Origin of the sequence: Acetobacter malorum (genome assembly GCF_002153605.1) — a bacterium.
GTDB classification, from domain to species: Bacteria; Pseudomonadota; Alphaproteobacteria; order Acetobacterales; family Acetobacteraceae; genus Acetobacter; species Acetobacter malorum_A.
In genome coordinates, this window is record NZ_JOPG01000005.1 from 267,989 (window position 1) to 294,830 (window position 26,842).

Annotated in this window: 24 protein-coding genes; 6 read left to right on the forward strand and 18 right to left on the reverse strand. The window is 59.0% G+C overall.

The window, feature by feature from the left end; genetic code table 11:
• Positions 1 to 70 precede the first annotated feature (70 nt).
• From HK23_RS02970 to cysG, 6 genes are all read right to left on the reverse strand, one after another.
• Positions 71 to 2,398, reverse strand: coding sequence for an LPS-assembly protein LptD (locus tag HK23_RS02970; protein ID WP_086652833.1), 2,328 nt, complete (start codon positions 2,396 to 2,398; stop codon positions 71 to 73).
• 6 nt (positions 2,399 to 2,404) lie between these two features.
• Entirely contained in the window at positions 2,405 to 3,517 is a 1,113-nt protein-coding gene (gene lptG / locus HK23_RS02975; protein WP_063908120.1) for an LPS export ABC transporter permease LptG, read from the reverse strand.
• Between the two features lie 17 nt (positions 3,518 to 3,534).
• Positions 3,535 to 4,680 (reverse strand): LPS export ABC transporter permease LptF, encoded by a 1,146-nt coding sequence (lptF, locus tag HK23_RS02980; protein WP_086652796.1) that lies wholly within the window; start codon positions 4,678 to 4,680, stop codon positions 3,535 to 3,537.
• 177 nt (positions 4,681 to 4,857) lie between these two features.
• Complete coding sequence (locus HK23_RS02985) at positions 4,858 to 5,685, reverse strand: aldo/keto reductase (RefSeq protein WP_086652797.1); 828 nt, start codon at positions 5,683 to 5,685, stop codon at positions 4,858 to 4,860.
• A gap of 137 nt (positions 5,686 to 5,822) precedes the next feature.
• The gene (locus HK23_RS02990; protein ID WP_086652798.1) at positions 5,823 to 7,493 is read right to left on the reverse strand and encodes a porin family protein; all 1,671 of its coding nucleotides are present in this window, start codon (positions 7,491 to 7,493) and stop codon (positions 5,823 to 5,825) included.
• 433 nt (positions 7,494 to 7,926) lie between these two features.
• Positions 7,927 to 9,336 carry a siroheme synthase CysG gene (gene cysG, locus HK23_RS02995; protein WP_086652799.1) on the reverse strand — a complete coding sequence of 470 codons (1,410 nt, stop codon included), beginning with the start codon at positions 9,334 to 9,336 and terminating at the stop codon, positions 7,927 to 7,929.
• A gap of 183 nt (positions 9,337 to 9,519) precedes the next feature.
• Between cysG and HK23_RS03000 the strand changes: the two genes are divergently transcribed.
• Complete coding sequence (locus tag HK23_RS03000) at positions 9,520 to 11,358, forward strand: ABC transporter ATP-binding protein (RefSeq protein ID WP_086652800.1); 1,839 nt, start codon at positions 9,520 to 9,522, stop codon at positions 11,356 to 11,358.
• Positions 11,345 to 12,037 carry a GntR family transcriptional regulator gene (locus HK23_RS03005; protein ID WP_086652801.1) on the forward strand — a complete coding sequence of 231 codons (693 nt, stop codon included), beginning with the start codon at positions 11,345 to 11,347 and terminating at the stop codon, positions 12,035 to 12,037. Before HK23_RS03000 ends, HK23_RS03005 begins: the two co-directional genes overlap by 14 nt.
• 86 nt (positions 12,038 to 12,123) lie before the next feature.
• Here HK23_RS03005 and minE read toward each other — a convergent pair whose 3' ends face one another.
• The 3 genes from minE to minC all read right to left on the reverse strand — a co-directional run bounded on the left by minE (position 12,124) and on the right by minC (position 14,099).
• Positions 12,124 to 12,447, reverse strand: coding sequence for a cell division topological specificity factor MinE (minE, locus tag HK23_RS03010; protein ID WP_086652802.1), 324 nt, complete (start codon positions 12,445 to 12,447; stop codon positions 12,124 to 12,126).
• Positions 12,444 to 13,259 (reverse strand): septum site-determining protein MinD, encoded by an 816-nt coding sequence (minD, locus tag HK23_RS03015; RefSeq protein WP_062251008.1) that lies wholly within the window; start codon positions 13,257 to 13,259, stop codon positions 12,444 to 12,446. The genes minE and minD overlap by 4 nt, the downstream gene beginning before the upstream one ends.
• Positions 13,260 to 13,400: 141 nt before the next feature.
• The gene (gene minC / locus HK23_RS03020; RefSeq protein ID WP_063908126.1) at positions 13,401 to 14,099 is read right to left on the reverse strand and encodes a septum site-determining protein MinC; all 699 of its coding nucleotides are present in this window, start codon (positions 14,097 to 14,099) and stop codon (positions 13,401 to 13,403) included.
• 174 nt (positions 14,100 to 14,273) lie between these two features.
• Here minC and HK23_RS03025 point away from each other — a divergent pair, with 174 nt between their 5' ends.
• Both HK23_RS03025 and HK23_RS03030 read left to right on the forward strand, forming a co-directional pair.
• Positions 14,274 to 14,942, forward strand: coding sequence for a glutathione S-transferase family protein (locus tag HK23_RS03025; RefSeq protein ID WP_061507063.1), 669 nt, complete (start codon positions 14,274 to 14,276; stop codon positions 14,940 to 14,942).
• 5 nt (positions 14,943 to 14,947) lie between these two features.
• Positions 14,948 to 16,174 carry a BaiN/RdsA family NAD(P)/FAD-dependent oxidoreductase gene (locus tag HK23_RS03030; RefSeq protein WP_256940031.1) on the forward strand — a complete coding sequence of 409 codons (1,227 nt, stop codon included), beginning with the start codon at positions 14,948 to 14,950 and terminating at the stop codon, positions 16,172 to 16,174.
• A gap of 9 nt (positions 16,175 to 16,183) precedes the next feature.
• Here HK23_RS03030 and rsmI read toward each other — a convergent pair whose 3' ends face one another.
• Positions 16,184 to 17,164, reverse strand: a complete 981-nt coding sequence (gene rsmI, locus HK23_RS03035) for a 16S rRNA (cytidine(1402)-2'-O)-methyltransferase (RefSeq protein ID WP_086652803.1) — start codon at positions 17,162 to 17,164, stop codon at positions 16,184 to 16,186.
• On the opposite strand from rsmI, the gene HK23_RS03040 reads away from it, so the two are divergent.
• On the forward strand, positions 17,152 to 18,573 hold the full coding sequence (locus HK23_RS03040; protein ID WP_086652835.1) for a penicillin-binding protein activator: 1,422 nt from the start codon (positions 17,152 to 17,154) through the stop codon (positions 18,571 to 18,573). The genes rsmI and HK23_RS03040 overlap by 13 nt on opposite strands.
• An 83-nt stretch (positions 18,574 to 18,656) precedes the next feature.
• Here HK23_RS03040 and HK23_RS03045 read toward each other — a convergent pair whose 3' ends face one another.
• From HK23_RS03045 to HK23_RS03055, 3 genes are all read right to left on the reverse strand, one after another.
• Positions 18,657 to 20,267 carry a tetratricopeptide repeat protein gene (locus tag HK23_RS03045; RefSeq protein ID WP_086652804.1) on the reverse strand — a complete coding sequence of 537 codons (1,611 nt, stop codon included), beginning with the start codon at positions 20,265 to 20,267 and terminating at the stop codon, positions 18,657 to 18,659.
• 117 nt (positions 20,268 to 20,384) lie between these two features.
• Positions 20,385 to 20,975 (reverse strand): CarD family transcriptional regulator, encoded by a 591-nt coding sequence (locus tag HK23_RS03050; RefSeq protein ID WP_043552352.1) that lies wholly within the window; start codon positions 20,973 to 20,975, stop codon positions 20,385 to 20,387.
• A 79-nt stretch (positions 20,976 to 21,054) separates the two neighbouring features.
• Positions 21,055 to 21,930 carry a bestrophin family protein gene (locus tag HK23_RS03055; RefSeq protein ID WP_063908128.1) on the reverse strand — a complete coding sequence of 292 codons (876 nt, stop codon included), beginning with the start codon at positions 21,928 to 21,930 and terminating at the stop codon, positions 21,055 to 21,057.
• Positions 21,931 to 22,246: 316 nt separating this feature from the next.
• Between HK23_RS03055 and fghA the strand changes: the two genes are divergently transcribed.
• Complete coding sequence (gene fghA, locus HK23_RS03060) at positions 22,247 to 23,110, forward strand: S-formylglutathione hydrolase (RefSeq protein ID WP_086652805.1); 864 nt, start codon at positions 22,247 to 22,249, stop codon at positions 23,108 to 23,110.
• 201 nt (positions 23,111 to 23,311) lie between these two features.
• Here fghA and HK23_RS03065 read toward each other — a convergent pair whose 3' ends face one another.
• From HK23_RS03065 to HK23_RS03080, 5 genes are all read right to left on the reverse strand, one after another.
• Positions 23,312 to 23,794 carry a hypothetical protein gene (locus HK23_RS03065; protein WP_086652806.1) on the reverse strand — a complete coding sequence of 161 codons (483 nt, stop codon included), beginning with the start codon at positions 23,792 to 23,794 and terminating at the stop codon, positions 23,312 to 23,314.
• A gap of 80 nt (positions 23,795 to 23,874) precedes the next feature.
• Complete coding sequence (locus HK23_RS14185; RefSeq protein ID WP_143217464.1) at positions 23,875 to 24,483, reverse strand: CHAT domain-containing protein; 609 nt, start codon at positions 24,481 to 24,483, stop codon at positions 23,875 to 23,877.
• A 113-nt stretch (positions 24,484 to 24,596) separates the two neighbouring features.
• Positions 24,597 to 25,151, reverse strand: coding sequence for a YdcF family protein (locus HK23_RS03070; RefSeq protein WP_256940034.1), 555 nt, complete (start codon positions 25,149 to 25,151; stop codon positions 24,597 to 24,599).
• A 65-nt stretch (positions 25,152 to 25,216) separates the two neighbouring features.
• Positions 25,217 to 26,167: a cell division protein FtsX gene (locus HK23_RS03075; protein ID WP_086652808.1), complete on the reverse strand. Its 951-nt coding sequence runs from the start codon at positions 26,165 to 26,167 to the stop codon at positions 25,217 to 25,219.
• 3 nt (positions 26,168 to 26,170) lie between these two features.
• Positions 26,171 to 26,842 (reverse strand): cell division ATP-binding protein FtsE, encoded by a 672-nt coding sequence (locus HK23_RS03080; protein ID WP_086652809.1) that lies wholly within the window; start codon positions 26,840 to 26,842, stop codon positions 26,171 to 26,173.

Genomic DNA, 26,842 nt, shown 5'->3' on the forward strand with positions numbered 1-26,842 from the left:
CTTTCAGCTTTCCGCCGGAGAACGGGAATAATCTTGAATACCGGAGACGACAGGTTTTTTGAAGCACTGATCATTTGAGACCAAACGCCCCAAGCGTTTTGAAGCTGACAGTGAACAGATAGGTCGAGTTACGCTGCTGACCACCAATGGACGTGTATTGTTTGAGATACATGAAATCAAGGCCGAAGCAGTCGTTGTTATAGCCGACATCACCGCCCAGAGAGACAAATTCCTTGCGGGAGAGGCTGCGGCGGGCAAAGCCGGACAGGTGCCAGTTGGCCCAGTCGGTTGAGAAGCCACCGCTCAGTTCGCTGGTGCGCACGTAATAGAGCTGCGTCGGGCCGGAAGAGCGGTAATCGGTTGCGTAATAGTAATACGGGGTCACCGGCTCATAAATATACCCGCCCCGGACCCGGAAGTGCGGCACCCCGGCGCTGAACAGCGCATCCCCGAAGTCAAACTTGGAGGTGTAGGGGTTCAGCCGCATACGGGCCGTGAAGTCAAAATACTGGTTGGGGGCAACGCGGGCACGGGCCACGATATCCGACACATGGTGGTCCAGCCCGGAATAGGGCAGGCGGTCATGCGTAATATGTTCCTGGAAGCTGCTGCCAGCCAGCAGGTCGATTTCATGACCATCCCACGTCCAGTTGGCATGCACGCCCACATTGGCGCGCAGACCGCCATCCAGCCTGTCCGTGCCCTGATAGCGGTTGAGTGAGAACAGGGTTGAGTCCGTGAACTCGTAGGCCAGACTGTCTTCGTTCGGGATGTTGTCGTTTGTGCCGGCACCGGAGTTGGGGGCGTAGATGGCCTGTACGATGGGTTCGAGAATCTGCGTGCCGTGGCCATGTTCAAAGGTGCGGATGAACGGCCAGTTCGTCTTCAGCGCAATTGTCGGCAGAACCTGCCCGCTGACGGATGTTGCGCCGGTTTTGTAGAAATTGGGCTGCTGATAGAGCTTACGGGCCCGGTAGACCATGGAATCCAGATGCAGGGTGAGCAGGAACTTCTGGCCCAGACGGTTGGTGAAGGGGCGATCCCAGTTCAGTGCAAGCTGGCCGCGCATGTCGGAGGTGCCGTTGTCACGCCGGACGTTGAAGTCCGTGGTGGAGACGCCAAACCGGCCGCCCCACGCATCAGGCTGGCCAAGGTAGCTATAGGTATAGCGCGGCAGCACGAACGGCAGGTCCGAGTTGCGGATAACACCCTGGTTCAGGCCCTGATAATACTGGGCGTCCACACGGCTGTAGGCACCGGTGCCAAAGCCTTCAAGATAGGCGTTGGAATTCAGGGTGTCCGAGCCATAACCCTGCACACGGTAATCCCGCATATAGTCAGCGGAGGTGGCCAGATTGATGTTGGTCCCGGCGCGCCAGTATTTGTTGATGGAGAACTGGCCGTTGGCAAAGATATAGCCCTGCATACCGTGGCCGTTGCCGCGGCCGACAGGTTCACCAAAGTTGTTGGTGTAGCTGCTGGAGCGGTGGGTATCATAGGCGATCCCCCCCTGCACATTCAGCATGCCGAAGTTGAAGAGCTTTCTGTACTGGGCGCTGAGCTGCGGTCCGGTCTTGGTCGAGAACAGCCCCTGCACGGTAATGTCTGAGCTGTCATCCAGTACCCAGTAATAGGGGATGGTGAAGTAGGTGCCCAGATAGCGGTCATGCGGGGTGATACCGGGCATGAGGAAGCCGCTGTGCCGTTTGGACGAGGGGTCCGTCATTGAGAAGTAGGGCAGGTAGATCACCGGGATACCGAAGATGTCGATAAACGTATCCCGGAAATCAATTCGCTCGTGTTGCAGATCCTGCGTGGCGTCATAGGCGCGGAACTGCCAGAACGGCGCGCGCGTCTTGTCTTTTTCGCAGATTTCGCAGGCCGTATAGACCGCGCGGCTCATCACGTTGACCTTGCCGCCGGTGCGGCGCAGGCCGTTGGCCGCCAGCTTGGCATTTTCCGGCAGGCGCGCATTGACGTGCAGCATGATGCCGTCACGCATATTGCCCGTCAGTTCCGCATAGTTGGCGTACATGACCGAGCCGTCCGGCTGGATGGTCGCCACGTTGCCGCGTGCGGCGACAATGCCGGTATCGCGGTCAAAAACAATCTTGTCCGCGCGCAGGACATGGTCGCCCTGCCAGACTTGCACATTACCAGTCCAGGTGACGGTGTTAGCGTGGTCATCATAGTCCACGCTGTCAGACTGGAAGGTTGCCGGTTCATCAGGGGATGTTTTGGCACCGGTGTTCAGGTGCATAGGCTGCGGCCTGAACTGGGCATGCGCCTGCTTGGGGGCGGCCACCAGAATGCACGCGGTCATGCCTCCCAGCGCCGTAGCGGCGGCAAGCGTGCGCCGGCGGTGCAGAAGCCGGAAGCGGGAAGGCCGAGAGGCCACGGTCAATCAGCCATCCTCCAGATGAAGAAGCAGTGAAATAGCGAGGCAAAGCCCGGCAACGGTGGGCGCCCACGCCGCCAGAACGGGGGGGAGGGCACCGGAGTTACCAAACTGCTCCGCAACTTTTGATACTGTGAAAAGCAGAAATCCTGCCGCAACGCCAGACCCGATCATCTGAGCCACGCCGCCGCGCCGTGTTGGACGCATGGAAAAACCTGCCGCCACAAGAGCCATAGTGCCCGCCAGCATAGGGAGAGCGAGCAGAGACTGGAAGTGAATCCGGTGGCGGATGGAAGAAAATCCGGACCGGTCCAGCAGTGCGATAAAGCTGGGCAGCGCCCAGACAGAAAGGGTTTCCGGCGAGGAAAAACTTTCCTGCACACGGGCTACAGTCAGATCGGTTGGCAGGTTCATCTGGCCGATGGGGTGAAGAATTTCATTCGGGCGCACGGTCTGGGCGTTTTTCAGTTCCCAGACACGGTCAGCCAGAATGCCGTCTGGCGATTCGATTCTCATGACCAGCTTGTCATTATGGTCCAGCCGGAAAACGCTGACATCGTGAATGTGCAGGATGCCAGCCTGCAACTGCACGCCACGGGCATGCAGAATGGCCACGCCTTTAGGGTCATACTGGCTATCTGCCTGTCGCAGCCAGAGGGAGCCGCTGGAGAGGCTGAGCGGGCCGCCACCCGTGCGCAGATACTGCTGGTCCAGCTCTTCCGCCCGGCGATACATGGCGGAGGAGAGCGGGGAGATCAGTGCCGTTGCAATGGTGCCGATCAGCATGGCGCAGGCCAGCGGGCCAGCGAGAAACTGCCATGCGGAGATGCCAGCGGCACGGGCCACAATGAGCTCGGAAGAACGTGTCAGCCGCCAGAAGCAGATAATGCCGCCCAGCAGAATGCCGAACGGCAGGATTTCCACCGAAAAATAGGGAACGTGCAGGGCTGCAATTTCCGTCACCACGTTCGTGGAGACATCAGGCCGGGTCGCCACGCGGCGGAGCAGGTCGATAAAGTCGAACAGGCAGACAATGCCGGTCAGCGACGCGATCATGGCCAGTACGGAAAAGACGAACTGGCGCGCGATGTAGAGCGAGAGTGTGACGGAGACAACCATAAGGAGCGCGTTCTTCCTCAGACCGTGCGGGTGCTGGAGCGGAGGCGCAGCTCCGGCACAAACAGGATGGCCGCACACACCACACCGGGCAGCAGGGCCACCAGCGGGATGAGCGGAATAAGCGCCATGTTCCGGCTGGCAAGATTTTGCAGCAGCAGGTTGAAGGCCAGCAGCCCGACCACGCTGAGCACAGCGGCCAGCGGTCGTTTAATGTTGCCGTGGCGTGAGAACACCCCGCGCAGCACGGCAAACAGGCCGACCATCGCAAAGGAGAAGCAGGTGAGAGGGGAGGTGAGCCTGCGCCAGCCTTCCACCTTGAACTTGCCGGTATCCCGTGGGGCGACTTCTTTGGGGTCCGGGTTCAGCAGTTCATGCAGGGACATTTCCGCCGCATCGCGGAAGCGGGAGTCTTCCTGATGGGTGGAGGAGAGATCCATGGAATCCTGTTGAAAAATCAGCATGTCCAGACGCCCCGTTTTATGGTCGATCACCTGACGGGAGCCGTCATACAGGATGACGCGGGGTGTGTCGTTGACAATCATCATGGTGCCGCGATTGGCCAGAATGGTGGCGCGGCTGTTGGGCTGGCGGTCATCTTCCACCACAATCCCATGCAGGGTGCCGTCATGGCTGCGTTCACGGATATAGACCGTCATCACATCGGAGACTTTGGTGAAGACGCCTTCCTGCAACATGAAGGCGGCCATCTTGTTCCGGATCTGGAATTCAAACTGCCGGAAGTGATGATAGGAGACGGGCACTACCCACAGATTGAGCAAAAACCCGATCAGCGTTGCCATCAGAGCGCAGGTCAGGCCGGGACGGGCCAGAGCCACGGGCGAAAGCCCAGCGGCGCGCATCACCGTTAGTTCCCGGTCTCCGGCAAGGCGTTGATAGACAAACAGGCTGACCACAAAGGTGGTGATGGGCAGCACAACGGCGACAAAGGAGGGAATGAGCAGGCTGGTCAGCTCGATAAAGACCCGCAGGGACAACCCGCGATCCACCACCAGCGAGACAAAGCGCAACGATTGCATCAGCCAGATAAGCGCCGCCAGCCCGCCGGTCGTGGCCAGCAGGGCTATCAGAAGCTGATGAAACACGTAGCGATCCAGTGTGGAAACGCGTGCTTTCAGCCATGATGGAAATGAACGGACGGTCATATCTGTCTTATCTACCCCCTCCCTCTCTCAGAGCAACACCCCCCTGTGACAGAATAATGGAGGCGGAAGAGGGAGAGTGGTTCCGGCTTACGGCTTTATGAGGGCAGAGAAGCCCGCCGCAGGCCGGATTACGCCTGTCAGACGGGCAGACAGGACCCCTCTGACATGTATAAAAAATTATTCTTCCACGTGGGTATCCGGGTCACCGCCCAGACGGTTTCCGGCTTCCAGCCCGGCAATGGCGGCAAGGTCGCCTTCATCCAGCGTGAAGTTGAAAATGTTCAGGTTGGCGCGCATTCGCTCGGTGTTGCTGGATTTGGGGATGGGGATGATGTCGTTCTGCGTAAACCAGCGCAGCATGATCTGGGCCGGGGTGCGGTTGTGTTTTTCCGCCAGTTCCACAATCACGGGGTTATCCATCAGCCCTTTGCCCAGAGGGCTCCAGCCTTCCGTCAGAATACCATGCTGAGCGTTGAAGCGGCGCATGTCGGCCTGCTGGAAATCCGCATGGATTTCAATCTGGTTGACGGCGGGCACCACGCCGGTTTCCTGAATGATACGTTCAAGATGGGAGGGCTTGAAGTTTGAGACGCCGATGGAGCGGATCTTGCCGTCCTTCTGTGCGGCAATCAGTGCCTTCCAGCTTTCCACATACAGATCTTTTTCCGGCAGAGGCCAGTGGATAAGGTAGAGGTCAACATAGTCCACATTCAACCGCTGGAGGCTGCCATCCAGCCCTTTTAACGCGGCATCATAACCCTGATCAGCCCCGCGCAGTTTGGTGGCCAGAAAGATGTCTTTTCTTTCAACTTCAGCATCTTGCAGCGCGAGGCCAACACCGGTTTCGTTCCCGTAGCTGGCGGCAGTGTCAATCAGGCGATAACCGGTTAGCAGGGCAGCCTGCACGGCGGCTTCCACTTCCTGATCATTCATGGGGTAGGTGCCAAACCCCATGCCGGGAATTTTATGGCCATCGTTCAGGGTAAGAAGGGGAGCTGTGGGCATGGGGCGCAATCCTTGAAAGTCTTGTCAGAATGTCAGAGGCGCTGACCTGCCAGCAGGCGAGACTGGGCCGGGAGGCAGGGCGCGGCTTTCTTTCCTAACGTTCCGGGGTAGGGATGGTTCAGAAAAACCAGCCCGCCTCAGAACAGCAGGATCACACCTGCGGAGGCAGAGTTGTCGCTTTCCTTGTTCGGACCATGGGCGGCAGATTCCGTATGGGCATATTCGGCCACAAGGTTCAGCCAGTCGGTCAGGCTGTAGAAGGCGGCGCCCACCTCGGACTGGTTGCGGCGGACCAGCAGGGGACTGTCTTCCCCCGGAGCCTGATAGAGATTACTCACACCATAACTGCCGACCAGCTTGAACTTCTTGGTGAAGTTATACATGGCCTGCACGTAATAGCCTTCCGAGGTCCGTTTGCGGCCATTATTGGCAATGCCGTCAAAGAACAGCCCTGTGGTGCCCAGCCCGCTGCCCCGGTAGTAATAGGCGACACCCTGAAAGCCTTTATAGGTGACCTTGGTGCCGACTTCCCCGGCTTCCACCATCGCGCCCCGGCGGCTGCCTGCATCAAGATCGGGGCTGGTCAGAGCCTGCTGATGCTGCACCAGGAAGCTGGCCCAGATGCGGGTCTGAACGCCGCCGATTGAGAAATCGTAGGTGCCTTTCCCCTGCACCATGGGAGAGGAGTGCTGGGTGGAGGAGGCGGAGAGCGCCCGGCCTGAGGCATCTCCCCCGGCAAAATTGAATTCATCAAGCGGCTGGAAGACGCCAACGGAGCCCTGCAGGCCGTGATATTTGGGAGAGACGTAGGAAATCTGCGGGATCCAGTCCGCATAGACATAACCGACACCGATACGACCAAGCGACGTATTGCCCGGCGCGGCATTGCTGCCGGTGGAACCAACACTGAGCAGGGTGGCGTCATTCAGAATGGCGTCACTGCCAAAGATGGCAAGGTCACGCCCGAACTTGAACGTCCCGACTTCCTTGGTGCCAACGGTCACGTAAACCTGTCGCAGATCAATGCCGGCCGTGCCCAGTCCGACGGGGCTACCACCTGTATTGGCGTTAAAGGCCCCGTTCTTGGCGTTGTCCACGCCCGGATACATGCCCAGCACGGCAGACATATCAATGCCCGACTGAGTGGTGCTGAGCTTGAGGATAAAGCCAGCGGGCAGCAGGCCGTTACGCACGGAGGAGGAATCAAACCCGCTGGAGCCGGTGGAAACCCCACCCGCCACCGGGCGACCGCCTGCGGGGCTGTTGTAGGTGTAGAAGCCGTTCACAAAGCCGGAGAAGTTGATGTCGATCGGGCCGGCCTTGAAGGTCAGGCCCTTGCCCGGAACATACTTGGCAACCCGGACAATGCTGTTGCTGTTCAGTGCATCCCGGGTGGACTGGGCAGCTTCCTGCGCGGAGCGGGCGCTGGCCTCGGCCCGGTTGGCGGCTAGTTCGGCACGGGATGAGCCTTCATCCGGTGCGCCCGGATCAAACCGGATGCCATCTTCATAGCCTGAACCGAGGGTGTGGGCTGCCTGTCCGGCATGATGCGCGCCGGAGGCCGTGGCGGTGCGGACAGGGCGGGCAGTACGCGCGGGCGCCGTGTGCTGTGTTGCTCCGGTCGTGTGGCTCAGATGTTTGGCCAGAAGCGTATCATGCTCATGTTTGGTCAGGCTGCCTTTGAGCTGAAGAATATCCAGCAGGTCACTATAATCATCAGCCAGAGCAGATGGCGCAGTCATAAATGGCGCACAGGCAACAGATGTTGCCACAACAGGTAATAGAAGTGCCCGTTTTCTCGATGCCATAAAAGTCTGCTCCCTCACGTCGTTTGCTATCTCTGAGAGATTGGACTTCCCTCCGTCAACACCCGGTTATGAGGGCATTCCTGCCAGTAAAAAGCCCTGAACAGCAAGGAAACGGGGCTGAGGCAGAGGGGCGGCCGGCTGATCACAGACCGCAGAGCCGTGAGCGTTTCTGGAGGCTCTTATGCAGCGCAAGCAGGCTGATTTGTGTGGCATTTTAGTGGTTTTTGTTTGTTCTCAAACTGTTACGCGGATTTATTCTGAAGCGCGGAACGATTTTAGAGCGCAATGAAATCCCTCGAGCATGCCCTCTCGCACGCTTCTGGCGGAGGGGTGCTATGCTGGAATAGAACTTGTCCGGTGAGAGGGAACGTAAAAACCGCTGGTGTTATAACGGAAAACGCCAAGCGAATACGTCGCTCAGGTCACGAACTTGTTATGCTCCCGGAAGCGTTGGGCGCACCCGATGCCGCACAACTTCGCCAATAATGATCAGGGCAGGGCTTGTCACATTTTCAGCAACGGCCTGTTCCGGCAGGGTGGCGAGCGTGCCGGTAATGACGCGCTGCTGCGGGGTCGTGCCGCGTTCCACAAGGGCGGCGGGCCAGTCGGCAGGCAGGCCATGCGCTGTCAGTTGCGCGCTGAGCTGGGGCAGCATGGTCAGGCCCATGTAGATCACGACCGTCTGGCTGCGCAGGGCGATGGTTTCCCATGCCAGATCAAGCGTGCCATCGGCCTTGGCGTGACCGGTAATAAACAGGCAGGCCTGTGCGCAGTCCCGGTGCGTGAGCGGAATACCGGCATAGGCTGCGCAACCATTGGCGGCGGAAATGCCGGGAATAATGCGGAACGGCACGCCAGCCTGCGTCAGCGTTTCAATTTCTTCCCCGCCACGGCCAAAAATAAACGGGTCTCCGCCTTTCAGGCGCAGTACGCGTTCACCTGCTTTGGCACGGCGGACGAGTTCGGCGTTAATCCCTTCTTGCGGCAGGGTGTGCCGGTTGCGTTGCTTGCCAACAAAAATCAGCTCGGCATCGCGCCGGACATAATTGAGAATGTCCGGGCCAATCAGATTGTCATACAAAACCGTATCCGCGTCTTGCATCAGGCGCAGAGCGGCGAGGGTGAGCAGGTTCGGGTCTCCGGGGCCGGCACCGACCAGCCAGACCTCGCCCTGACGGGTGTGGCCCTCCAGCAGATTGTTCAGTTCGTGTTGGGCGGCTTCTGTCTGCCCGCTCATGGCCAGAGTGCCGCCGGGCCCGTCTAGAAATCGTTCCCAGACCTGCCGCCTGTCAGACGGGTCGGGCAGGCGTGCACGCAGCGGCAGGCGGGCGTTCTGCATAAAGTCGGCCAGCAGATGCAGGCCAGCTGGCAGAATTTCTTCAATCTTGGCGCGCAGGCGGCGGGCAAGCACGGGCGCAGCCCCCCCTGTGGAGACGGCCACCTGTACCGCGCCGCGCGTGCTGAGGGCCGGAGTGATGAAGCTGGAATTGCCGGGGTCATCCACCGCGCAGACCGGCACGTTCTGCTGCTGGCACAGGGCGGCGAGGCTGCGGTTCAGCGTGGTATCATTGGTGGCGATATAGACCAGACGGCAGCCCGGCAGGTGGGCGCGCACATCGTCTTCAGACACCAGACCCGGCACATGCGTCAGAATGCCGTCATCCGCCAGCTGCTGCAATTCCGGGCAGAGCGTGGGGGATAGGAGTTCAATCCGTGCCCCGGTGGGCACCAGAAGGCGCACCTTATTGGCGGCGATGTTCCCACCACCGATGACGAGGACACGGGCTTCGTCGAGGCGAAGCATGATGGGAAACCAGCTGGTTTTTTCAGAAGACGACTGCATAACACCCTCAGCAAGCAGTCTTGTGCGCAGGACGCAAGAGCCGCAATGCACTGAGCGCACAAAAAAGCTTTTTTAATCTTTCTGCGTTTCCGTGGTCTGTTGCCATGATAGCGCCGTCTTCCCAAGAGACAGGACACAAAAAGTGTGGGGTAACGCAGGCTCCACCATCACAAAGAGGGCAGAATGGCAGGAACGGTCACACAGTCTGGCATGCAGAGCAATCAGGCCGATAAAACCATCGTGGTGCCAGACCGGGAGCTGCATCTGTATGCCGGGCGGCCCGTCGCCTTTCTGCTGCGCTACATGCGTAACCGGGCCGTGGCGCATGTGATGGTGTTTGGCTCGGTCGGGCTGGCCATTGGCTGTGCGGTTCTGGCCTCCTACGCCATCCGGCATCTGGTGGATGTGATGACGGCCACAGCGCATGATGGGCCGGTCGAGGCTGTCTGGCAGGCCGTGGCCATTCTGGCGGTGCTGATTGCCACAGATAATATGGGCTGGCGCATTGCGGGCTGGTTTGCCTCGCGCACCTTTATTGAGATGACCGGGGACATCCGGCGCGATCTGTTCCGGTTTCTGACGGGGCATTCCCCGGCATATTTTTCTGAGCGGATGCCAACCTCTCTGGCCGCACGGATTACCACCGCTGGAAATGTCTGCTTCACCCTTGAAAATCTTCTGGCGTGGAGTGTTCTGCCGCCTGCGCTGAATGTGGTGTTGTCCGTCACGCTCATGCTGTCTGTTAGCTGGCTGATGGGGGGCGTGACGGTGGTTCTGGCAGCGGCGCTGTGTCTGCTGATGTTCCGTCTGGCAGTCCGTGGCCGCACATTGCACGGGGACTATGCCGCCGCTGCCGCCGGGCTTGAAGGCGAGACGCTGGATGTGATGGGCAATATCGCGCTGGTGCGCGCCTTTGGGATGCGTACGCAGGAGCGCCTGCGCTTTAATGCGCTTGCCGGCAAGGAGATGGGCGAACGCCTGCGTTCCCTGCGTTACATGGAAAGGCTGCGCATGGTGCATGCCGTGCTGACGGCTGTGCTGACGGCGGGCTTGCTGATCTGGGCGGTGCTGCTCTGGCAGCATGGTGAGGCCAGCGTGGGGGAGGTGGTGATGGTCATCACTCTCGGTTTTGCCATTCTGCATGGCACGCGGGATCTGGCGATGGCGCTGGTGGAGACCATTCAGCACAATGCGCGTCTTTCTGAAGTGCTGTCTGCCTTGCTGGTGCCGCACGATATGCCGGACCGGGACGACGCTGTGCCGCATCCCGGCCCGGTGCATGGCGAGATTGTGTTTGAGGATGTGGGCTTTGCCTATCCCGGTGGGGCGAAGGTGCTGGATGGCTTTAATCTACATATTGCTGCCGGCACCCGCGTAGGGCTGGTGGGCCGCTCCGGCTCCGGGAAGAGTACGGTTCTGGCGCTGTTACAGCGTCTGCGCTTTGTGCAGGCTGGCCGTATTCTGATTGACGGGGAGGATATTTGCAGCCTGACGGATGATGGCTTGCGGGCCTGCCTGTCCATTGTGCCGCAGGATGTCTCTCTGCTGCATCGCACCGTCATGGAAAACATTCGCTATGGCCGCCCTGATGCGACGGATGAGGCCGTGCGCGCCGCAGCAGCGGCAGCCGGTTGTGCGGATTTTATTGAAGCTATGCCGGAGGGATTCCAGACGCTGGTGGGTGACAGAGGCGTCAAGCTGTCTGGCGGCCAGAGGCAGCGGATTGCCATTGCTCGGGCCTTTCTGCGCAATGCGCCCATTCTTATTCTGGATGAAGCCACCAGTGCGCTGGACACGGAAAGTGAAGCGCATGTGCAAAAGGCGCTGGAACGGTTAATGGTGGGACGGACCGTGATTGCCGTAGCGCACCGGCTTTCAACTTTGCGTAACTTTGATAGAATTGTTGTGATGCAGGACGGCAGGATTGTGGAGGATGGCTCTCCCACTCTGCTTGAGCAGCAGGACGGCCCGTACAAGAATTTTTTGAACCAGCAGGTGACCCATACCCATGATGTTGCATGACGATGCGCCCGCTCTGGACTCTGATCGTCCGGCGGCAGCCAAAGGGGCTCTCGCCGCTTATGCTTATCAGCAGATCAGAGAGCGTCTGATCCTCAGCACCTATAAGGGTGGGGAACGTCTGGTGCTGCGTCCGCTGGCGGCGTCTCTCAAACTCAGCCCGACCCCGGTGCGTGAGGCCCTGCTGCGGCTGGTGTCTGAGCAGGCTCTGGAGCTGGATGAGCGCAATACAGCGCGGGTGCCCGAACTCTCGCGGGAGGTCTTTCAGGAAGTGCATCCGCTGCGCGGGGATCTGGAAGAACGCCTGACACGCAATGTTGCCGGGTGCATCACCCCGGAGCAGATTGCAGTGCTGGAAGCGTGCCATCAGTCCTTTATTGATGGCTATCTGGCCGGAGACCCGCATCAGTCTGCGGTCGGGAATGCGGCCTTCCATAGTGCGATTGCCGAATTTTCCAGCATGACCATTACAGCGGGCATCATGCAGCGTCTTTGGGCGCGGATTGGTCCGTTTTACGCGGGGACTAACGGCCTGCCGCCTGCGAGCCCGGTGGAGGCCAATCATCCGCATATGTTGCTGCTTGAGGCGTTCCGGCGGCACGATGCCGAAGCGGCTGTTGCTGCAATTCGTCAGGATTTCCAGCAGGCGCGGAGCTGGCTGGAACCGCTTTTACCGGCCTGAACCTGCTGGATATATTCCGGGCAAAGAAAAACCCGGTCCGCTGCAAGAGCGGGCCGGGTTTTTTCATGCCGTGATGGCCGAAGGTCTCAGGCTTTTTTAGCCTGAGGTTCTGCCTTGGCTGCCTGAATGGCGGGTTTTTCACCCGGTTTGACGTCCGTCAGGCCGGGCACTTCCACGTCAATTTCCAGCGTGGAGCAGTGAGCGCCACGATCCAGCTTGATCTGCACCTTGTCCTGATCCACGGCGACGTGCCGTTTGATCACTTCCATGATTTCGCGGTGCAGCTGGGCCAGCAGGTCATCTTTGCCTTCCCCACCGGAAATCCGTTCATGAGCGAGGAGAATCTGCAAACGGTCGCGCGCGACGGGTGCGGAGGAGCGGCGTTTGAAGATATTGGAGAGGAAGGTCATGAGACTCTCCGTTTAAACAGCCAGTCAAACAGGCCTTTGCGTTCCGTGGGAATAGTGACTTCCAGCTTCTCACCTGCCAGACGCCGCGCTGCATCGTTATAGGCGCGCGCCGCTGCACTTTCAGGCTCAGCTATCGTAACCGGGGCTCCCACGTTTGAGGCCCGCAGTACGTCGCCGCTTTCCGGGATGATGCCCAGAAGCGGAATGGAAAGGATCTCCAGCACATCGTCTGTCCCCAGCATGTCGCCCCGGGAGGCGCGCTGCGGGTCATACCGGGTGAGGAGGAGGTGTTTCTCCAGCTTCTCACCTTTTTTGGCTTTTTCCGTTGTGCTGTCGAGCATGCCGATAATCCGGTCACTGTCACGCACGGAAGAGACTTCCGGGTTGGTGACAATCACGGCCATATCGGCGTGGTACATGGCCATCTGTGCGCCGCGCTCAATGCCGGCCGGGCTGTCACAGATCACCCAGTCAAACTTCTTGCGCAGTTCCGCAATGACCTTGGCCACGCCTTCAGACGTCAGGGCATCCTTGTCCCGTGTCTGGGAGGCCGGCAGCAGGGAGAGGGAGGGAACGCGCTTATCCTTGATGAGCGCCTGTGCAAGATTGGCATCGCCCTGAATGACGTTGATCAGGTCAAACACCACGCGGCGTTCTGCGCCCATTACCAGATCAAGGTTCCGCAGGCCGACATCGAAATCAACCAGCACAACGCTCTGACCATTTTGTGCCAGCGCTGCGCCTAAGGCTGCGGTGGTGGTGGTCTTACCCACGCCACCTTTGCCGGACGTGACGACCAGAACCTTTGACATCCGTGTTATTCCTCTTTGGTCTTTAAGGCTGCTTTGCCGTCAGCTTAGTACGACAGCCGTGTAGGAAAGCAACCTTACAATCTGTCATCAAAAATGGAACGCAGAATATTCGCAATAAGCGAAGTCTTTTGCGCGAAAATGTTACGTTAAAGGAAGGAAGGTGAGTGTTTCCCCGGAAAGTGCAACCTGAGCCGGTTTACTTGTCTGGTCCGCATTCATTTCTTCCGCGGTCGCGTAAAAACCGTCAATCGCCACCAGTTCGGCTTCCAGCGCGCGGGTGAAGATGCGGGCTTCCCCATTGCCGCCAATGCCCGCAATGGCCCGGCCACGCAGAGGGCCATAAACATGGATGGACCCACCGGCGGACACTTCCGCGCCAGAGGCGACGGAGCCGAGGATGATCACATCACCATCCGGCCACACAACCTGCTGCCCGGAGCGGATGGGGTTTTCAAGGATCAGGGTGCGCGGGCCGGGGGCTTCGGGCACGTCATCTTCGGGTATGGCGATCTCGGCAGAGGCGCGGCCGCCTGCAAAATTTTCCGGCCACTCCCAGTCTGCCAGCGCAGGCCAGGTGCGGTCCCCGCCCTCTATGCCCATGACACGGATGCCACGTTCCTTCAGGGCTGGCAGCAGATCAGCCAGATGCTGCGTTTCAGCATCCAGCATCCCGAGATCCAGAATAATCGGCTTGCCGGCAAAGAACCCGGCGGAGCGGGCGATCTGGTGGTCCAGTGCGCTCAGCCAGTCTTCCAGCGGGGCTTCCGGTGTGAGCGTGAGCGCCAGAAAGGACCGGCCGGAAATACGGATGCGGGGCAGGGGGGATGTCGTGGCGGACAAGGACGTGTGATCTCGCTTGCGTAGGATCGGACGGGAAAGACCAGAGTGGTACACGCTGGAAGGGCGGTCTGTCGAGCATCTGTGCAAAGCGTGCAGGGACCCTGTGCATTATTTGATGCTCGCGGGCCCGATTACCCTCTGGCGCGTTGGCAGACAATGTCATAAATCTTTTGCATGCGTACCCTGTATCATCTCCCTCTCTCCCCCTACTGCCGGAAGATCCGGCTTGTGCTGGGTGAAAAACGTCTGCCGTTTGAAGCCATCGTGGAACGGGTGTGGGAAGAACGCCCGGAATTCTACGCCATGAATCCGGCGGGTGAAGTGCCGGTTCTGGTGGAAGATAACGGGCTGGTTGTGCCGGATTCCTCCGTAATCTGCGAGTATCTGGAAGAAGCCTATTCCGATACGCCGCTGCTGGGCCGCACACTGGCCGAGCGTGTGGAAGTGCGGCGTCTGGTGGCGTGGTTTGACCAGCGCTTTGCGCGCGATGTGTCCCGCCGCTTTATTGGTGAGCGCGTCATGAAGCGCATCAGTGGCCGCGGCAATCCCGACGGCACCATCCTGCGGGAAGGCTATGCGGCCATGAAGCCGCACCTGAAATACATCAATTTCCTTGCGGAAAACCGCAACTGGCTGGCTGGCAACTTCCTCTCTCTGGCGGATTTTGCGGCAGCCGCCCATCTGTCCAGCCTCGATTTTATTGGGGATATCGACTGGTCCAAAGCCCCGGCGGTGCGGGACTGGTACGCCCGCATGAAGTCTCGCCCCTGTTTCCGCCCCCTGCTGGGTGACCGCGTGTCTGGCATTACCCCGCCGGATTATTACGCCAATCTGGATTTCTGAAGAGCGTGACCTTTCATAATGGCGGCGACGCATCGCGTCGTGCGCCCGATGTGCTGATTATTGGGGCCGGTGCTGCCGGACTGATGGCAGCGTTTACAGCCGCCCGGCGCGGGCGGCGGGTTGTGGTGCTGGATCATGCGCCGGAGGTTGGGCGTAAAATCCTGATTTCTGGCGGCGGGCGCTGCAACTTTACCAATACTGAAATGCGTGCTGAGCGCTTTATTTCGCAAAATAAGCATTTTGCCCGCTCAGCCCTCAGCCGGTACACGCCTGCGCAGTTTCTGGAACTGCTGGCCAAGCATAAAATCCCCTGGCACGAGAAAAAGCTGGGGCAGTTATTTTGTGACAATTCCGCGCGCGACATTGTGCAGATGCTGCTGGCGGAATGTGCCGCCGCCAATGTGACCATTCTGACGGATGTGCGCATTACGGATGTCACCAAGCCGCAGGATTTCCGTGTGCAGACGTCTGCCGGAACCTTCACCAGCAAAGCGCTGGTGCTGGCAACGGGTGGCCTCTCCATCCCCAAACTGGGTGCCACGAGCTTCAGCTATAATATTGCCCGTTATTTTGGCCTGTCGGTTGTCTCCCCTGAGCCTGCGCTTGTGCCGCTGGTGTTTGGCCAGCCGGACGAGAATTGGGTGCAGTCTCTGGCGGGTGTTTCCCTGCCGGTGCGGGCGTCCTGCGGAAAAGTCGGGTTTGATGAATCGTTGCTGTTTACGCATCGGGGCCTGTCCGGCCCGGCGTTGCTGCAAATTTCGTCTTACTGGGAACCGGGGCAGGCGGTACGGATCAATCTGCTGCCCGGTGAAGATCTGAACGCTCTGCTGGCTGGCCTGAAAAAAGCCAAAGGGCAGATGAAAGGCCCGGCGGCACTTGGCCGCTGGTTGCCGCACCGTCTGGCGCAGGAACTGGCGCGCCAGAGTGCGCCGGAGGAACGCCCCGTTGTGGAATGGCCGGACCGCACGCTGCGCGCACTGGCTGACCGCATCCATCGTCTGGACCTGCATCCAACCGGGACGGAAGGGTTTGCCAAGGCGGAAGTGACGCGCGGCGGGGTTGATACCCGGAAGCTGTCTTCCAAAACCATGGAAGCGCAGACTGTGCCGAACCTCTATGTAATTGGCGAGGCCGTGGACGTGACCGGCTGGCTGGGTGGCTATAACTTCCACTGGGCATGGGCCAGCGGGCATGCCGCAGGCGAAGCGCTTGGAGAAAGCGCTGCCGCCTGAGGGACGGATTTAGTCCGCGCTGTTTTTAAGTTCCGCCGCCAGTTCCAGCGCACGGGCATAAACCGTGCGGCGGGGCAAGCCGATGGCGGTGGCGGCGAGGGCGGCGGCGTCTTTTACAGAGTGTGTGCTCAGGAGGGAGCGCAGGGTGGTGTCCAGATCATCCGCGCTGCTTTCCTCGGCTTCTGCCGGGCCGAGCAGGAGAGTAATTTCCCCTCGCGGCGCTGTTTCCGCATAGAATGCAGCGAGGGTGCCTACGGGTCCGCGTTTGACTTCTTCAAAGCGTTTCGTGAGTTCCCGTCCCACTGCGCACGGGCGGTCTTCCCCAAAAACTTCGGCCATGTCGGCCAGCGTATCCGCCAGACGGTGCGGGGCTTCATGCCAGATCAGAGTGGCGCTCAGGCCCGCCCGTTCTGCTGCGCGCAGTTTGGCGAAGGCCTCCTTGCGGGCTGCGGAGCGCGGGGGCGGGAAGCCGATGAACATAAAGGGGTGTGGCGGCAGGCCTGAGAGCACCAGCGCGGTCAAAGCAGCGTTAGGGCCGGGGATGACGGTCAGTGGCAGATCTGCCTCAATAACTGCCCGCACCAGCCGGAAGCCGGGGTCAGACATCAGCGGCATGCCTGCGTCGGACACCAGCGCCATGCGGGTGCCGTTCTGCATCCGCTCGATCAGGGCCGGAACGCGCTGGCGTTCGTTGTGCTCGTGCAGGGCTTCCGTGCGGGTTGTAATATTCCGGTCAGACAGCAGGCGGGCTGTCATGCGGGTATCTTCACACAAAATCAGGTCGGCTTCGGCCAGAGCTTCCGCGCCACGCAGGCTGAAATCTCCCAGATTTCCTATGGGAGTCGCAACCAGAGTGAGGCCTGCCGCACCACCGGAGGAAGAGAAGGCATGACGAGAGGCCTTTCCTTCGCTATGGAGTGTGGAAGTCCGGTCATAAGCTTCATCAGGCCGGTTGTTTGCGGAGGACGATCTGGATGATGACGCGCACATATTCTTTCCTGTCAAAGGCATCCACGCGAGGTCTGGCTGGAAATGGCGCAGGACGCAAGACCGGAATGGTTGTTTTGGGTGCAGTTGGCCTTGCAATGGCGGGATGTGCAGACCAGTCCGGCCCCGGTGCAGCCACAGGCCCGCAGGCACCAAAGGCCGCGACCAGCCACAAGATTGGCGTTCTGCTGCCGCTGACGGGGCCGAATGCAGCCCTTGGGCATGAGCTTCTGGCCGGAGCGCAGCTTGCTCTTTCAGAAAATGGTGCGTCCACGGCGCAGGGGCAGGCCTCTGCTCTGCAAATGGATGTGCATGATACAGCAGCCGTTGGGGGCGCCTCCGCTGCGGCCACGGCTGCGGCGGAAGCTGGCGATGGTATTATTCTCGGCCCGCTGACGGCAGTGGACACCGCTGCCGCAGCCCCCGCCGCGCAGTCTGCCAGCATGCCGGTTCTGGCGTTTACCAGTGATGTTGGTCAGGCCCGGAATGGCGTGTGGGTGATGGGCATTACGCCGGAAGATCAGGTGGAGCGTCTGGTCGCCACGGCGCGTCAGGAAGGGCGGCATCGCTTTGCGGCCTTCCTGCCGGATAACCCTCTGGGCCATGCGCTGGGCAATGGTTTGCTGGCATCCTGCCGGGATCAGGGCCTGATGTCCCCCACCATTGTGTACCACACCGGCTCTCAGGCCAGCATCACGCAGATGATGCGGGAACTGTCCTCCTATGACACGCGCCGTGCAGACGCACAGCCGGATGGCAATGCGACGGCTCCTGCAAGCACGCCTGCAGCGCCTGCTACGGGTAGCGCGGATGCAACAGATAAGACGCTGCCGTCTGATCTGGCTGCTGCGCTCAAAGGTGGGTCTGATACGTCTGCAACCGCTTCGGCTGATGGTGCCGCGCAGGCACCGGCTGTGCCCAAACTTGCGCCGCCGCCGTTTGATGCGCTGCTGCTGGGTGATACCGGCCTTGGCCTGAAAAACGTGATTGGCGCGCTGGCAGACAGTCAGGTGTCTTCCGCAAATGTGCGGATTATGGGGCCGGGTCTGTGGGCTGCGTTTGCGACCAAGCTGGGCGCTCTGAAAGGGGCCTGGTATGCAGCGCCGGATCCGTCATCCCGCCAGAGCTTTGCCAGCCGCTTTATGGCGCGTAACCACCATATGCCGCGTCCGCTGGCTGATCTGTCCTACGACGCCGCAAAAGTTGCCACCACCGTTGCGCGCGTGGCGCCCAATGGTTACCCGGCTGATGTGCTGACCCGTTCGGAAGGGTTTGCCGGGGTGGATGGTCCCTTCACGCTGTTGCCGGATGGGCGCACGCGTCGTGCTCTGGGTGTGTTTGAAGTTCTGGAAAATGGTGGCGGTGCAAAACTGCTGGTTCCGGCGACCACCAAAAGCGCTGTTTCAGGCTGATTTGAACACGGCTTGAAAAAGCAAACGGGGCACCGGGGAGAAATTCCCGGTGCCCCGTTTTTGTTTCAGGCTTCGTCGCTGCGTCAGGCGCGGTAGGCGGCCATGACGCGCAGGCGTTCAGCGACTTTCTGCACCACATCATCCCACTTGCGCGGGGTTGTCTGACGGACAATGTGCATGGTCGGGTACCACGGGCTGGTGTCCTGCCCATGCAGCCAGCGCCAGCAATTGTCATACCGATCCATCATGATGACCGGCTTGCCCAGTCCCCCGGCCAGATGGACGGACGAGGTGTCAACAGAGACAATGACATCCAGTGACATCATAAGCGAGGCTGTATCGTCCATGGTGTGGAGGTCATCCGTGGGGTCATACAGCGTCATGTTGCGCGGCGGGTTCAGCATCTGGTCCGCATAGGGTCCTTTTTGCAGGCTGATGAGATTGAGACCGGGGATGGCGCTAAGCGGCTCCAGTGTTTTCAGGCTCATGGAGCGCCTACGGTCCACCATATGCGGGCCAATCAAATTGGGGCGCGGCGCACCGCCCCAGATCACCCCGACATTCAGCTTGTGATTGTCCGGCAGGAGTTCGGCAAATTCCTTCACCTTGTCAGGGTCGGCTTTCAGATACGGGACAGGCGCACCCATGGCGTCCGGCGTAGCGGCAAAAACGCGGGGGAGGCTGATAAAGGGGCAATGCCAGTCATAGGGCGGCACCTCGCCACCCACCTGTACGGTGCCAACGCCTTCAAGGCGGCGACACAGAGCTTCCAGCGTATCCGGCACCCAGAGGTGAACATGCGCCCCCCGGCGGGCCAGCGGCTCGACATAGCGCAGATACATCAGTGTATCGCCCAGACCTTCTTCCTGCGTGACCAGAACGCGCTGGCCCGTCAGGTCTGTATCCGGGCCGAGAGACGGGAGCAGGCGGTCCTGCGGCAGGCTGCTATGGCCCGGCAGTTTCAGCCGCCATTCATGCTCGGCCCAGCCCTGCGCATAGCGCCCGGCCTTGAGCAGAGTGATGGAATGGTTCAGGCGGATCTGGGCATCTGTGGGGCGGTAGACAATGGCGCGGCGGTAGGCATTCAGGGCGTCTTCAAATCGGCCTTCACCAGCTAGAATGCAGCCGATGTTGGAGAGAGTGCCGGCATGGTCCGGGTTTTCAGCCAGCACCCCTTCCAGCACGCTCAGAGCCTCGGCCATATCCCCGCGCTCCGTCAGCGCCATGGCCAGCATGTTGTAGGAATAGGTGGCATTGGGCCGGAGGGCGATGGAGTGGCGGAGGGTCTCAACCGCTTCGTCAAACAGGCCCATCTGGGTCAGCACGCCGCCCAGCACATCATAAATACGGGCATCCTGCGGGGTGACCTTGATCGCCGCACGGCAGGTTGCAACAGCGTCCGGCCTCCGGTCCAGTTCGGCCATGATGTCACTCAGGTCTTGCAGCGGGTGCACTGAGGTGGGGCTTTGCTGCGCAACGCGGCACAGAATTTCCGCAGCCTGTTCGGGCTTGCCGGTTCCTGCCAGACAGAAGGCACGTAAGATTTCGACGGAGTTCTCCCTACTGCTGGCGTAGGGACTAAGGGCCTTCAGAGTGCTTTCAAAATGCCCGGCTTTGATCTCACTCAGCGCCCGGCGCAGAATGGCAGGATCAGGGGCCGCAGACTGTGCGGGGGAGGAGGCTTTGCGCGTCATGGTCTCCAGCCTACTGCGCTCATACAGTGCTGAAAAGAGGAAGCGCATTGGCCATCAAAAAACCCGGTCAGGCACAGGGCCGGACCGGGTTCTTGCGTCAGGTCTGGAACGTGGTGCTCAGGCTGCTTTCATCACAGCCGTGAGGGAGTCCAGAACTTCCGTGGGGTCTTTTTTCTCAAGAACAGCGACTTCCGCCACAAAACGTTCCTGAGCGGCTTCAAACAGCTTCCGTTCACTAAAGCTGCCGTCCAGACTATCCACATTGCGGCGCAGGTCGCGCAGGACTTCGGCAATCTGAACCAGATCCCCGGAGTTGATCTTTTCCTGATACGCAACAGCGCGGCGGGCCCACATGCCTTTGCTGACATGCGGCTTGCCCTTGATGATCGCCATGGCTTTATCCACAATCTCGCGCGAGACGATTTTGCGAAGACCAGCCTTACGGGCTTTTGTCAGCGGGATGCGCAGGGTCATCTGGTTGCCGGGGAAGGAGATCTGAATCACTTCCAGCTTGGTCCCGGCAATCTCATCAACACCGATGCGGTCTACACGGCCCACACCGTGGGCGGCGTAGACAATGGCGTCACCTTCCTGGAAGGGGTCGTCATCTTTAATTTTGGTTTTGGCCTGCGCTGCGGTTGTTGCGGCGGCAGTGCGTGCCATTGCGTCTGTCACGCCGCCTTTCGGAGTTGTTCTGAATGTGCTCATAACCAAACCTTATACCACAATTTCCGTGCCCTGTCTTCCAAAACGGCAGACAGGGCCGTATGGCAGATGGAGCCGGAGTTCAGGGCTGAATGCCGTTTACTGCCGTGATGGGCGGGGGCAGCGGCAGGCCTGTGGGCTGCACAACATCAATTTCAATCGTGCGGGCCATGGCTGCCATAGGAAGCGCATGGGGCGTGCTGGCAAACGGCTCCTGCAGGTCATTCGCGCTTTTATCGAGCACCAGAAACAGAATACCCACCAGAGAAGACCCCAGCGGCGTAATCCATTCCAGTGTCTGCACCATGGACAACGGCAGAACGATACAGAAGACGTTCACCAGAGCGCGGGGCAGGGCGGAAAACTGCATGGGCAACGGCGTGTTGCGAATACGTTCAAGCCCGCCCTGCGCGTTGGCGAGGTCCGAGAGGATGCGGTCAATCTGGCCATGCACGGCACCATCAATGCCCTTTTTCGCCACTTCATCACTCACGCCGAGCCCGAGCTGATAGAGAATGGCGTTAGGCTGGTTGCGCCAGCCTGCAATGGCCTTTGCCATTTCCGGCGGGAGCAGGCGGTTGACGTCGGCTGAGACATCCACATTGCCCAGTGCGCCACGCAGGGCGTGCGGGTAGGCGGCCATGCCCATCATCAGGTCCGGCCGGTCCTTAAGCAGAGTGCCAACCTGCCGGCCAAAGGAGCGGCTGTTGTTGGTAATGGCTCCCCATAGAGTGCGGGCCTCCCACCAGCGGGCATAAGCGCTGTTGCTGCGAAAGCCCATGAACAGGGCCAGTGCCGAGCCAATGAGCGAGGTGGGGAGACTTGGCTGCTCCATCCATTCCTGATGGAACACCTGGAACAGGATAACCACGATGAGATCCCACGCCGCCATAAGCAGGATAACACCAAAAATTTCTTTCGTGATGATGCGCAGGCCGATCCGTTGGTCAACGATCATCCATTAAATCTCCATTCTATCTGATGTCGGGCGCGGGGCCGGACCGTAAAAAGCAATGATGCTTAACAGCTTAGACCCCGAAGGGTTTCTCTGGGTGCAATGCTGTATCGCACAGAACGGGACAATAGCATGTCTCGCGGCGTGTGTGGCGGGGGTGGGGAGAGCTTTTTAAAAAAACTGTCATGATTTTCTTGTGACCCCGAACGAGACAACGGTTCTGGCCCGTCCGTTAAAAAACGGATTATCGTGACCGTATTGTGTCAGGGCGGCGGAGCGTTCGCGCTCTGACTCCGGGGAAATAAGGAGTGTCGGGCGGATGACGACCAGCAGCATGCTGAAAACCAGATCGGAGCACCTGTGCCACGGAGGGCGTGTTGGCTTTTACAGCCATCAGTCCGACGTTCTGGGGCTGGAAGCTCGCTTTGCCGTGTTTGTGCCGCCCGGTGCCACGGCGGCGCGGCCTGTGCCGGTGGTGCATGTGCTGGCGGGCCTGACCTGCACGGAGGAAACCTTCTTTATCAAGGCCCACGCGCTGGCCGAAGCCGCCCGGCTGGGGATTGCGCTGGTGGCGACGGATACCTCGCCGCGCGGGGCGCAGGTGCCGGGTGAGGAGGAGAGCTGGGATTTTGGCACCGGAGCCGGGTTCTATCTGGATGCGACACAGGAGCCGTGGAGCCGCCATTACCGCATGGGCAGCTATATTGCGCAGGAACTGCCTGCTCTGACAGAGCGGCTCTTCCCACTGGATGGCACGCGGCGCGGCATTATGGGGCATTCCATGGGTGGGCACGGTGCGTTGGTGCACGGCTTGCGGGCGCCGGAATTCTGGAAATCCATCTCGGCTTTTGCTCCCATAGTGCATCCAGCTGCCGTACCGTGGGGCGAGAAAGCCTTTACCGGCTACCTGGGGCCAGACCGGCAGGCATGGCGGCGGGAAGATGCTGTCTGCCTACTGGAAGATGGCTACCGCCACCCGGCGGATATTCTGATTGACCAGGGCGAGGCCGACCAGTTTCTGGAACGCGAACTGAAACCGGAATTGCTGGAAGAGGCCGCCCGCAAAGCAGGCCAGTCCCTCCGCCTCCGCCGACACACGGGATATGACCATTCCTACTGGTTTGTGCAGAGTTTTGCTGCGGACCATATCCGACATCATGCGGGGGTGCTGCATGGGATGTGAGAGAGTTTTCAGGAGCGAGCGGAAGCAGTTTCTCTGCTTTCGCCCTCATTTCAGTCCTCGTCTAACCGGGATCAGTATCTGCAAAGCGGACGTAAATGACTTCGTGTAAGTAATTATTTCAACACACTAAGAAATATTCAAAAAAAAATCTATGTGCACTATCGGAGTGCATTCCAAATGCAAAATAGTAATAAGTTTAATCTAATTGCTGCCCAATGAATCAAGGAATACGGAGTCAATGTATTTTCTTTCTTCATTTATCCAAATTTTAAAATCCTTTCCCGAAAAATGCTTGTTCCTCACGCACACCCAAAAATGAAATATCAAAGTTCTTTCGATATCTTGTGAATGAGCTAACATTTTATATACTATATTTTTAGTTTCGTTTGTTCCCTGTTTTTCTGCGGCGCAGACGTAATTTTCCATATCTTGCAGATTTGATATAAGATCAGCATAAGATTTAGAAAAATGAGATATTAATTTATTTCTTTTATTTGTTTTTTCTTTGATCTGTATTTTTTCAGCTCTTTTTTTAAAAGAAATTTTTCTGTCATCAAATCTAATCTTCTTTATTGTGATCTCATCAAAAAACTGGTGTGCTCGAGCCATCTCCTCATTTGTAATTATACTGCTCCATAACGTTGAAAATTTCGATTCGTCAATTACGATGTGCGCTTCGGTCATGGGTTTCTTATACCTCAAGATTTTTTAATCTATTTTGAAAATTTGAATATTTGTTCTTTCTATAAGAAAATATTCAACATTCATACATGAATTTCTGATACCGTATAAGATTTTCCGGAGGTGGGATATTGTAAAAACTTCCTTTTCTCGTTGCTCCAACGTAGATATCGAAAGGACTTATCTACTACCGCCACAATTTGTTGCAGCGCTAACTGCGCCGTGTCTTTATCAAGCTTGCCAGATTTGAAACGATGGTAAAGAATTGACCAAGCAGTGGCATATTGACTGAAAGTTAAGGCCTCTTGTGAGCCAAGTATTATTTTAGGATGTTTTTCCCGCTGCGCGAATGCTTTTCCAATGCCGGAGGAGGCTCCACAGCAAGCAGACATCACTAAAACTGGCGGAGCACAGTCTAAGTCTTGGAACGCTTCACAGAATTGATCCCAATTAGGCTGGAAGTTATCCGCAAGTGCTATCCCATCCTCTCCCCCATGACATGAGATATGAAGCACTTCAAAACGGCCTTCGACACATTCTTTAATAGCTTTCTTAAAATGCTTAAAATCCAATACATAACGCAGCTTATTCTCGACATGCATGGTATCAAGAATTCCAGAAACGGAATTTCCGTCCAATCTATTATGGTAAAAATCTTTAGGGTAACTTGATTCTATAATCATTACTTTCATTTTTAATCCCCTGAAAGTTGTTTCTTAATGTCTCCTATCTTCATTCCAAATTCAATAGGCGACATTCTGCCCCCCCCCGCGCCTAATCAGACATTCACTCCCTTTCCATACGCTCACCCCGCAACATGCGACGGGCTATGCGCAAAACCCGCCAGTGCGCCGAGCCATTTTGCAAATTCTCGTAGGAGGAGTTGCAGGGTTGAGCGTTCAAACGGGTGTTCGAGTGCAGGCGGGATAACCGGGTAGGGGTAGAGGGTGACGCCCGGCAGGGTGCGGCGGAGTTCTACCAGAGCGCGGCGCATGTGATAGCCCGCTGTAACGACTGTGAGGGTGTGGACATGGTTGTCTACCACCCATGCAGCTGTCTCACTCGCATTTTCAATCGTGGAGCGGGCCAGATAGCCAAGGGTTACGCGGTCCTTGAGGCTTTCCGGCAGGTGAGGCGGAAGAAGATCCTGCTGGGTGGCTTGCGGGTCCACTCCGGAAATCAGCAGTTTATCGCCGCGGTTTTGCATAAGCAGGCGCAGGGACGTATCCACGCGGCCTTGTCCGCCTGTCAGGGCCACAATGCCATCGGTATGCGGCATGTTCTCCGGGGCAGGCTTGAGCGCGTCATACACAAACCAGCCAAACGCTCCGCAGAGCGCCAGACTGGCTAGCAGCCCCATTTTAATCCACCAGAAGGTGAAGCGAGACAGGCGCGAGGGACGATGAGGACGATCGGCCTCGTATATCATGGGAGCCGTCGGAGCCAGACGCGGACCATGAACTGTGTTGTCGCCCAGCCAATAAAGGCGGCAACAAACGGCAGAGCAGCGAGCCCGACCAGCATGTCTCCGGGCAGCATATCCGGCAGGGTGTGCCAGTCCGGCATGGTGGTGCTGGCGGTTTGCAGCGAGGAAGCCGCAAACGGGGCCGCCATTCTGAACAGCAGGAGCAGCGGCGCCATGGCCAGCAGAGTGCCCAGCAGGCCTCCACCAAGTGCCAGCCCGCCCGTGCGCCATGCAAAACGCCCGGCAATATAACTGTCTGTCGCTCCCAGACCGTGCAGGATTTGAATAATATCGCGTCGGGTGGAGAGGCCTGTTTTGGTGGCCAGAGCGGTGATCATCGTAGCAATGCCGCCTACCGTGACGAGCGCGAGAGCCGCGCAGGCCAGCAGGCTTTGGGCCAGAGCGCGGAGGCGGGCGCTCCATTCCGCATTATGTTCCACCACCGTGCCGGGCACATGGGCGTCCAGCGTCTGTTCCAGATTGGCCGGGGCTTCCTGTCCCTCGGCCAGACGCACTTCAATAACGGCAGGCAGGGGAAGGGCCGTTTTGCCTGCGTCTCCCAGCCAGGGGGTGAGTAGTCTGGCCAGTTCGTCCTGCGTCAGCCGATGGACCTGCGTGCCGGTGGGCAGGGCCGCGAGGTCCGCCAGCACGGCATCAGCACGGGTTTGCGCAGCCGTCTTGTCGGTTTTGCTGGTTGGAGCAAGGGGCTGGTCGGGTTCGGAAACCTGAATGGTCAGCAGTTGTGCGGCACCGCCTGCCCAGCGGGTGGAGAGGGTGCGGGCACCCGTGGCACCCGTCAGCGTCAGGGCGGCCAGAAAGCTCATCATGGCGACCAGAATGAACAGGCTTCTGTCAGGCAGCGCTTCGGAGAGGGAAAGACCGTCTTTACGGCCAGAAAAGGGAAGGGCCACGGCTCAGGCTCCGTCCTGCATAAGGCAGCCGCGTTCCAGCACAAGGGCTGGCCGGGGCAGGCGGCGGACCAGTGCCTCATTATGGGTGGCGACAATCACGGTGGTGCCCATGCTGCTCAGTTCACTGAACATATCCAGAAGTTTATGGGCCTGCGGCTCTTCCAGCGCGTTGGTGGGTTCATCCGCCAGAATCAGGCCGGGGCGATGCACAATGGCGCGGGCAATAGCTGTTCTCTGCTGCTCACCGCCGGACAGGCGGGAGGCCCGGACGCCGAGCCGGTCGCCTAAGCCCACCCATTTCAGGATAGACTGAACTTCATCCGTAATTTCATCTTCCGGCCTGTGTTGCAGGCGCATGGGCAGCGCTACGTTATCGGCCACGGAGAGGTCCGGCATCAGCCGGAAATCCTGATGCACCATACCGATTCTCTGCCGCAGGCGGACCAGAACGGAGCGGTGCGTGTGGGCTGTCACATCCTTGTCCAGCAGGCACAGCGTACCATCGGAGGGCAGGCTTTCTACATGCAGCAGACTGAGCAGGCTGGTCTTGCCCGCGCCAGAGGGGCCAAGCAGCCAGCGGAAGCCACCTTGAGGCACTTCAAAAGACAGGTTGGAGAGCACGGGTGTGCTGGCCTTGCGCTCCCTGCGCCATGAGACATTGGTGAGACGAATCAT

What these genes read in the sequence shown, in the direction of transcription:
- lptG (WP_063908120.1), bottom strand. Translation starts at nt 3,517, where the DNA reads ATGGTTGTCTCCGTCACACTCTCGCTCTACATCGCGCGCCAGTTCGTC.
- lptF (WP_086652796.1), bottom strand. Translation starts at nt 4,680, where the DNA reads ATGACCGTCCGTTCATTTCCATCATGGCTGAAAGCACGCGTTTCCACA.
- HK23_RS02985 (WP_086652797.1), bottom strand. Translation starts at nt 5,685, where the DNA reads ATGCCCACAGCTCCCCTTCTTACCCTGAACGATGGCCATAAAATTCCC.
- HK23_RS02990 (WP_086652798.1), bottom strand. Translation starts at nt 7,493, where the DNA reads ATGGCATCGAGAAAACGGGCACTTCTATTACCTGTTGTGGCAACATCT.
- cysG (WP_086652799.1), bottom strand. Translation starts at nt 9,336, where the DNA reads ATGCAGTCGTCTTCTGAAAAAACCAGCTGGTTTCCCATCATGCTTCGC.
- HK23_RS03000 (WP_086652800.1), top strand. Translation starts at nt 9,520, where the DNA reads ATGGCAGGAACGGTCACACAGTCTGGCATGCAGAGCAATCAGGCCGAT.
- HK23_RS03005 (WP_086652801.1), top strand. Translation starts at nt 11,345, where the DNA reads ATGATGTTGCATGACGATGCGCCCGCTCTGGACTCTGATCGTCCGGCG.
- minE (WP_086652802.1), bottom strand. Translation starts at nt 12,447, where the DNA reads ATGACCTTCCTCTCCAATATCTTCAAACGCCGCTCCTCCGCACCCGTC.
- minD (WP_062251008.1), bottom strand. Translation starts at nt 13,259, where the DNA reads ATGTCAAAGGTTCTGGTCGTCACGTCCGGCAAAGGTGGCGTGGGTAAG.
- HK23_RS03025 (WP_061507063.1), top strand. Translation starts at nt 14,274, where the DNA reads ATGCGTACCCTGTATCATCTCCCTCTCTCCCCCTACTGCCGGAAGATC.
- HK23_RS03040 (WP_086652835.1), top strand. Translation starts at nt 17,152, where the DNA reads ATGACGCGCACATATTCTTTCCTGTCAAAGGCATCCACGCGAGGTCTG.
- rsmI (WP_086652803.1), bottom strand. Translation starts at nt 17,164, where the DNA reads ATGTGCGCGTCATCATCCAGATCGTCCTCCGCAAACAACCGGCCTGAT.
- HK23_RS03045 (WP_086652804.1), bottom strand. Translation starts at nt 20,267, where the DNA reads ATGACGCGCAAAGCCTCCTCCCCCGCACAGTCTGCGGCCCCTGATCCT.
- HK23_RS03050 (WP_043552352.1), bottom strand. Translation starts at nt 20,975, where the DNA reads ATGAGCACATTCAGAACAACTCCGAAAGGCGGCGTGACAGACGCAATG.
- HK23_RS03055 (WP_063908128.1), bottom strand. Translation starts at nt 21,930, where the DNA reads ATGATCGTTGACCAACGGATCGGCCTGCGCATCATCACGAAAGAAATT.
- fghA (WP_086652805.1), top strand. Translation starts at nt 22,247, where the DNA reads ATGACGACCAGCAGCATGCTGAAAACCAGATCGGAGCACCTGTGCCAC.
- HK23_RS03065 (WP_086652806.1), bottom strand. Translation starts at nt 23,794, where the DNA reads ATGACCGAAGCGCACATCGTAATTGACGAATCGAAATTTTCAACGTTA.
- HK23_RS14185 (WP_143217464.1), bottom strand. Translation starts at nt 24,483, where the DNA reads ATGAAAGTAATGATTATAGAATCAAGTTACCCTAAAGATTTTTACCAT.
- HK23_RS03070 (WP_256940034.1), bottom strand. Translation starts at nt 25,151, where the DNA reads ATGGGGCTGCTAGCCAGTCTGGCGCTCTGCGGAGCGTTTGGCTGGTTT.
- HK23_RS03080 (WP_086652809.1), bottom strand. Translation starts at nt 26,842, where the DNA reads ATGATTCGTCTCACCAATGTCTCATGGCGCAGGGAGCGCAAGGCCAGC.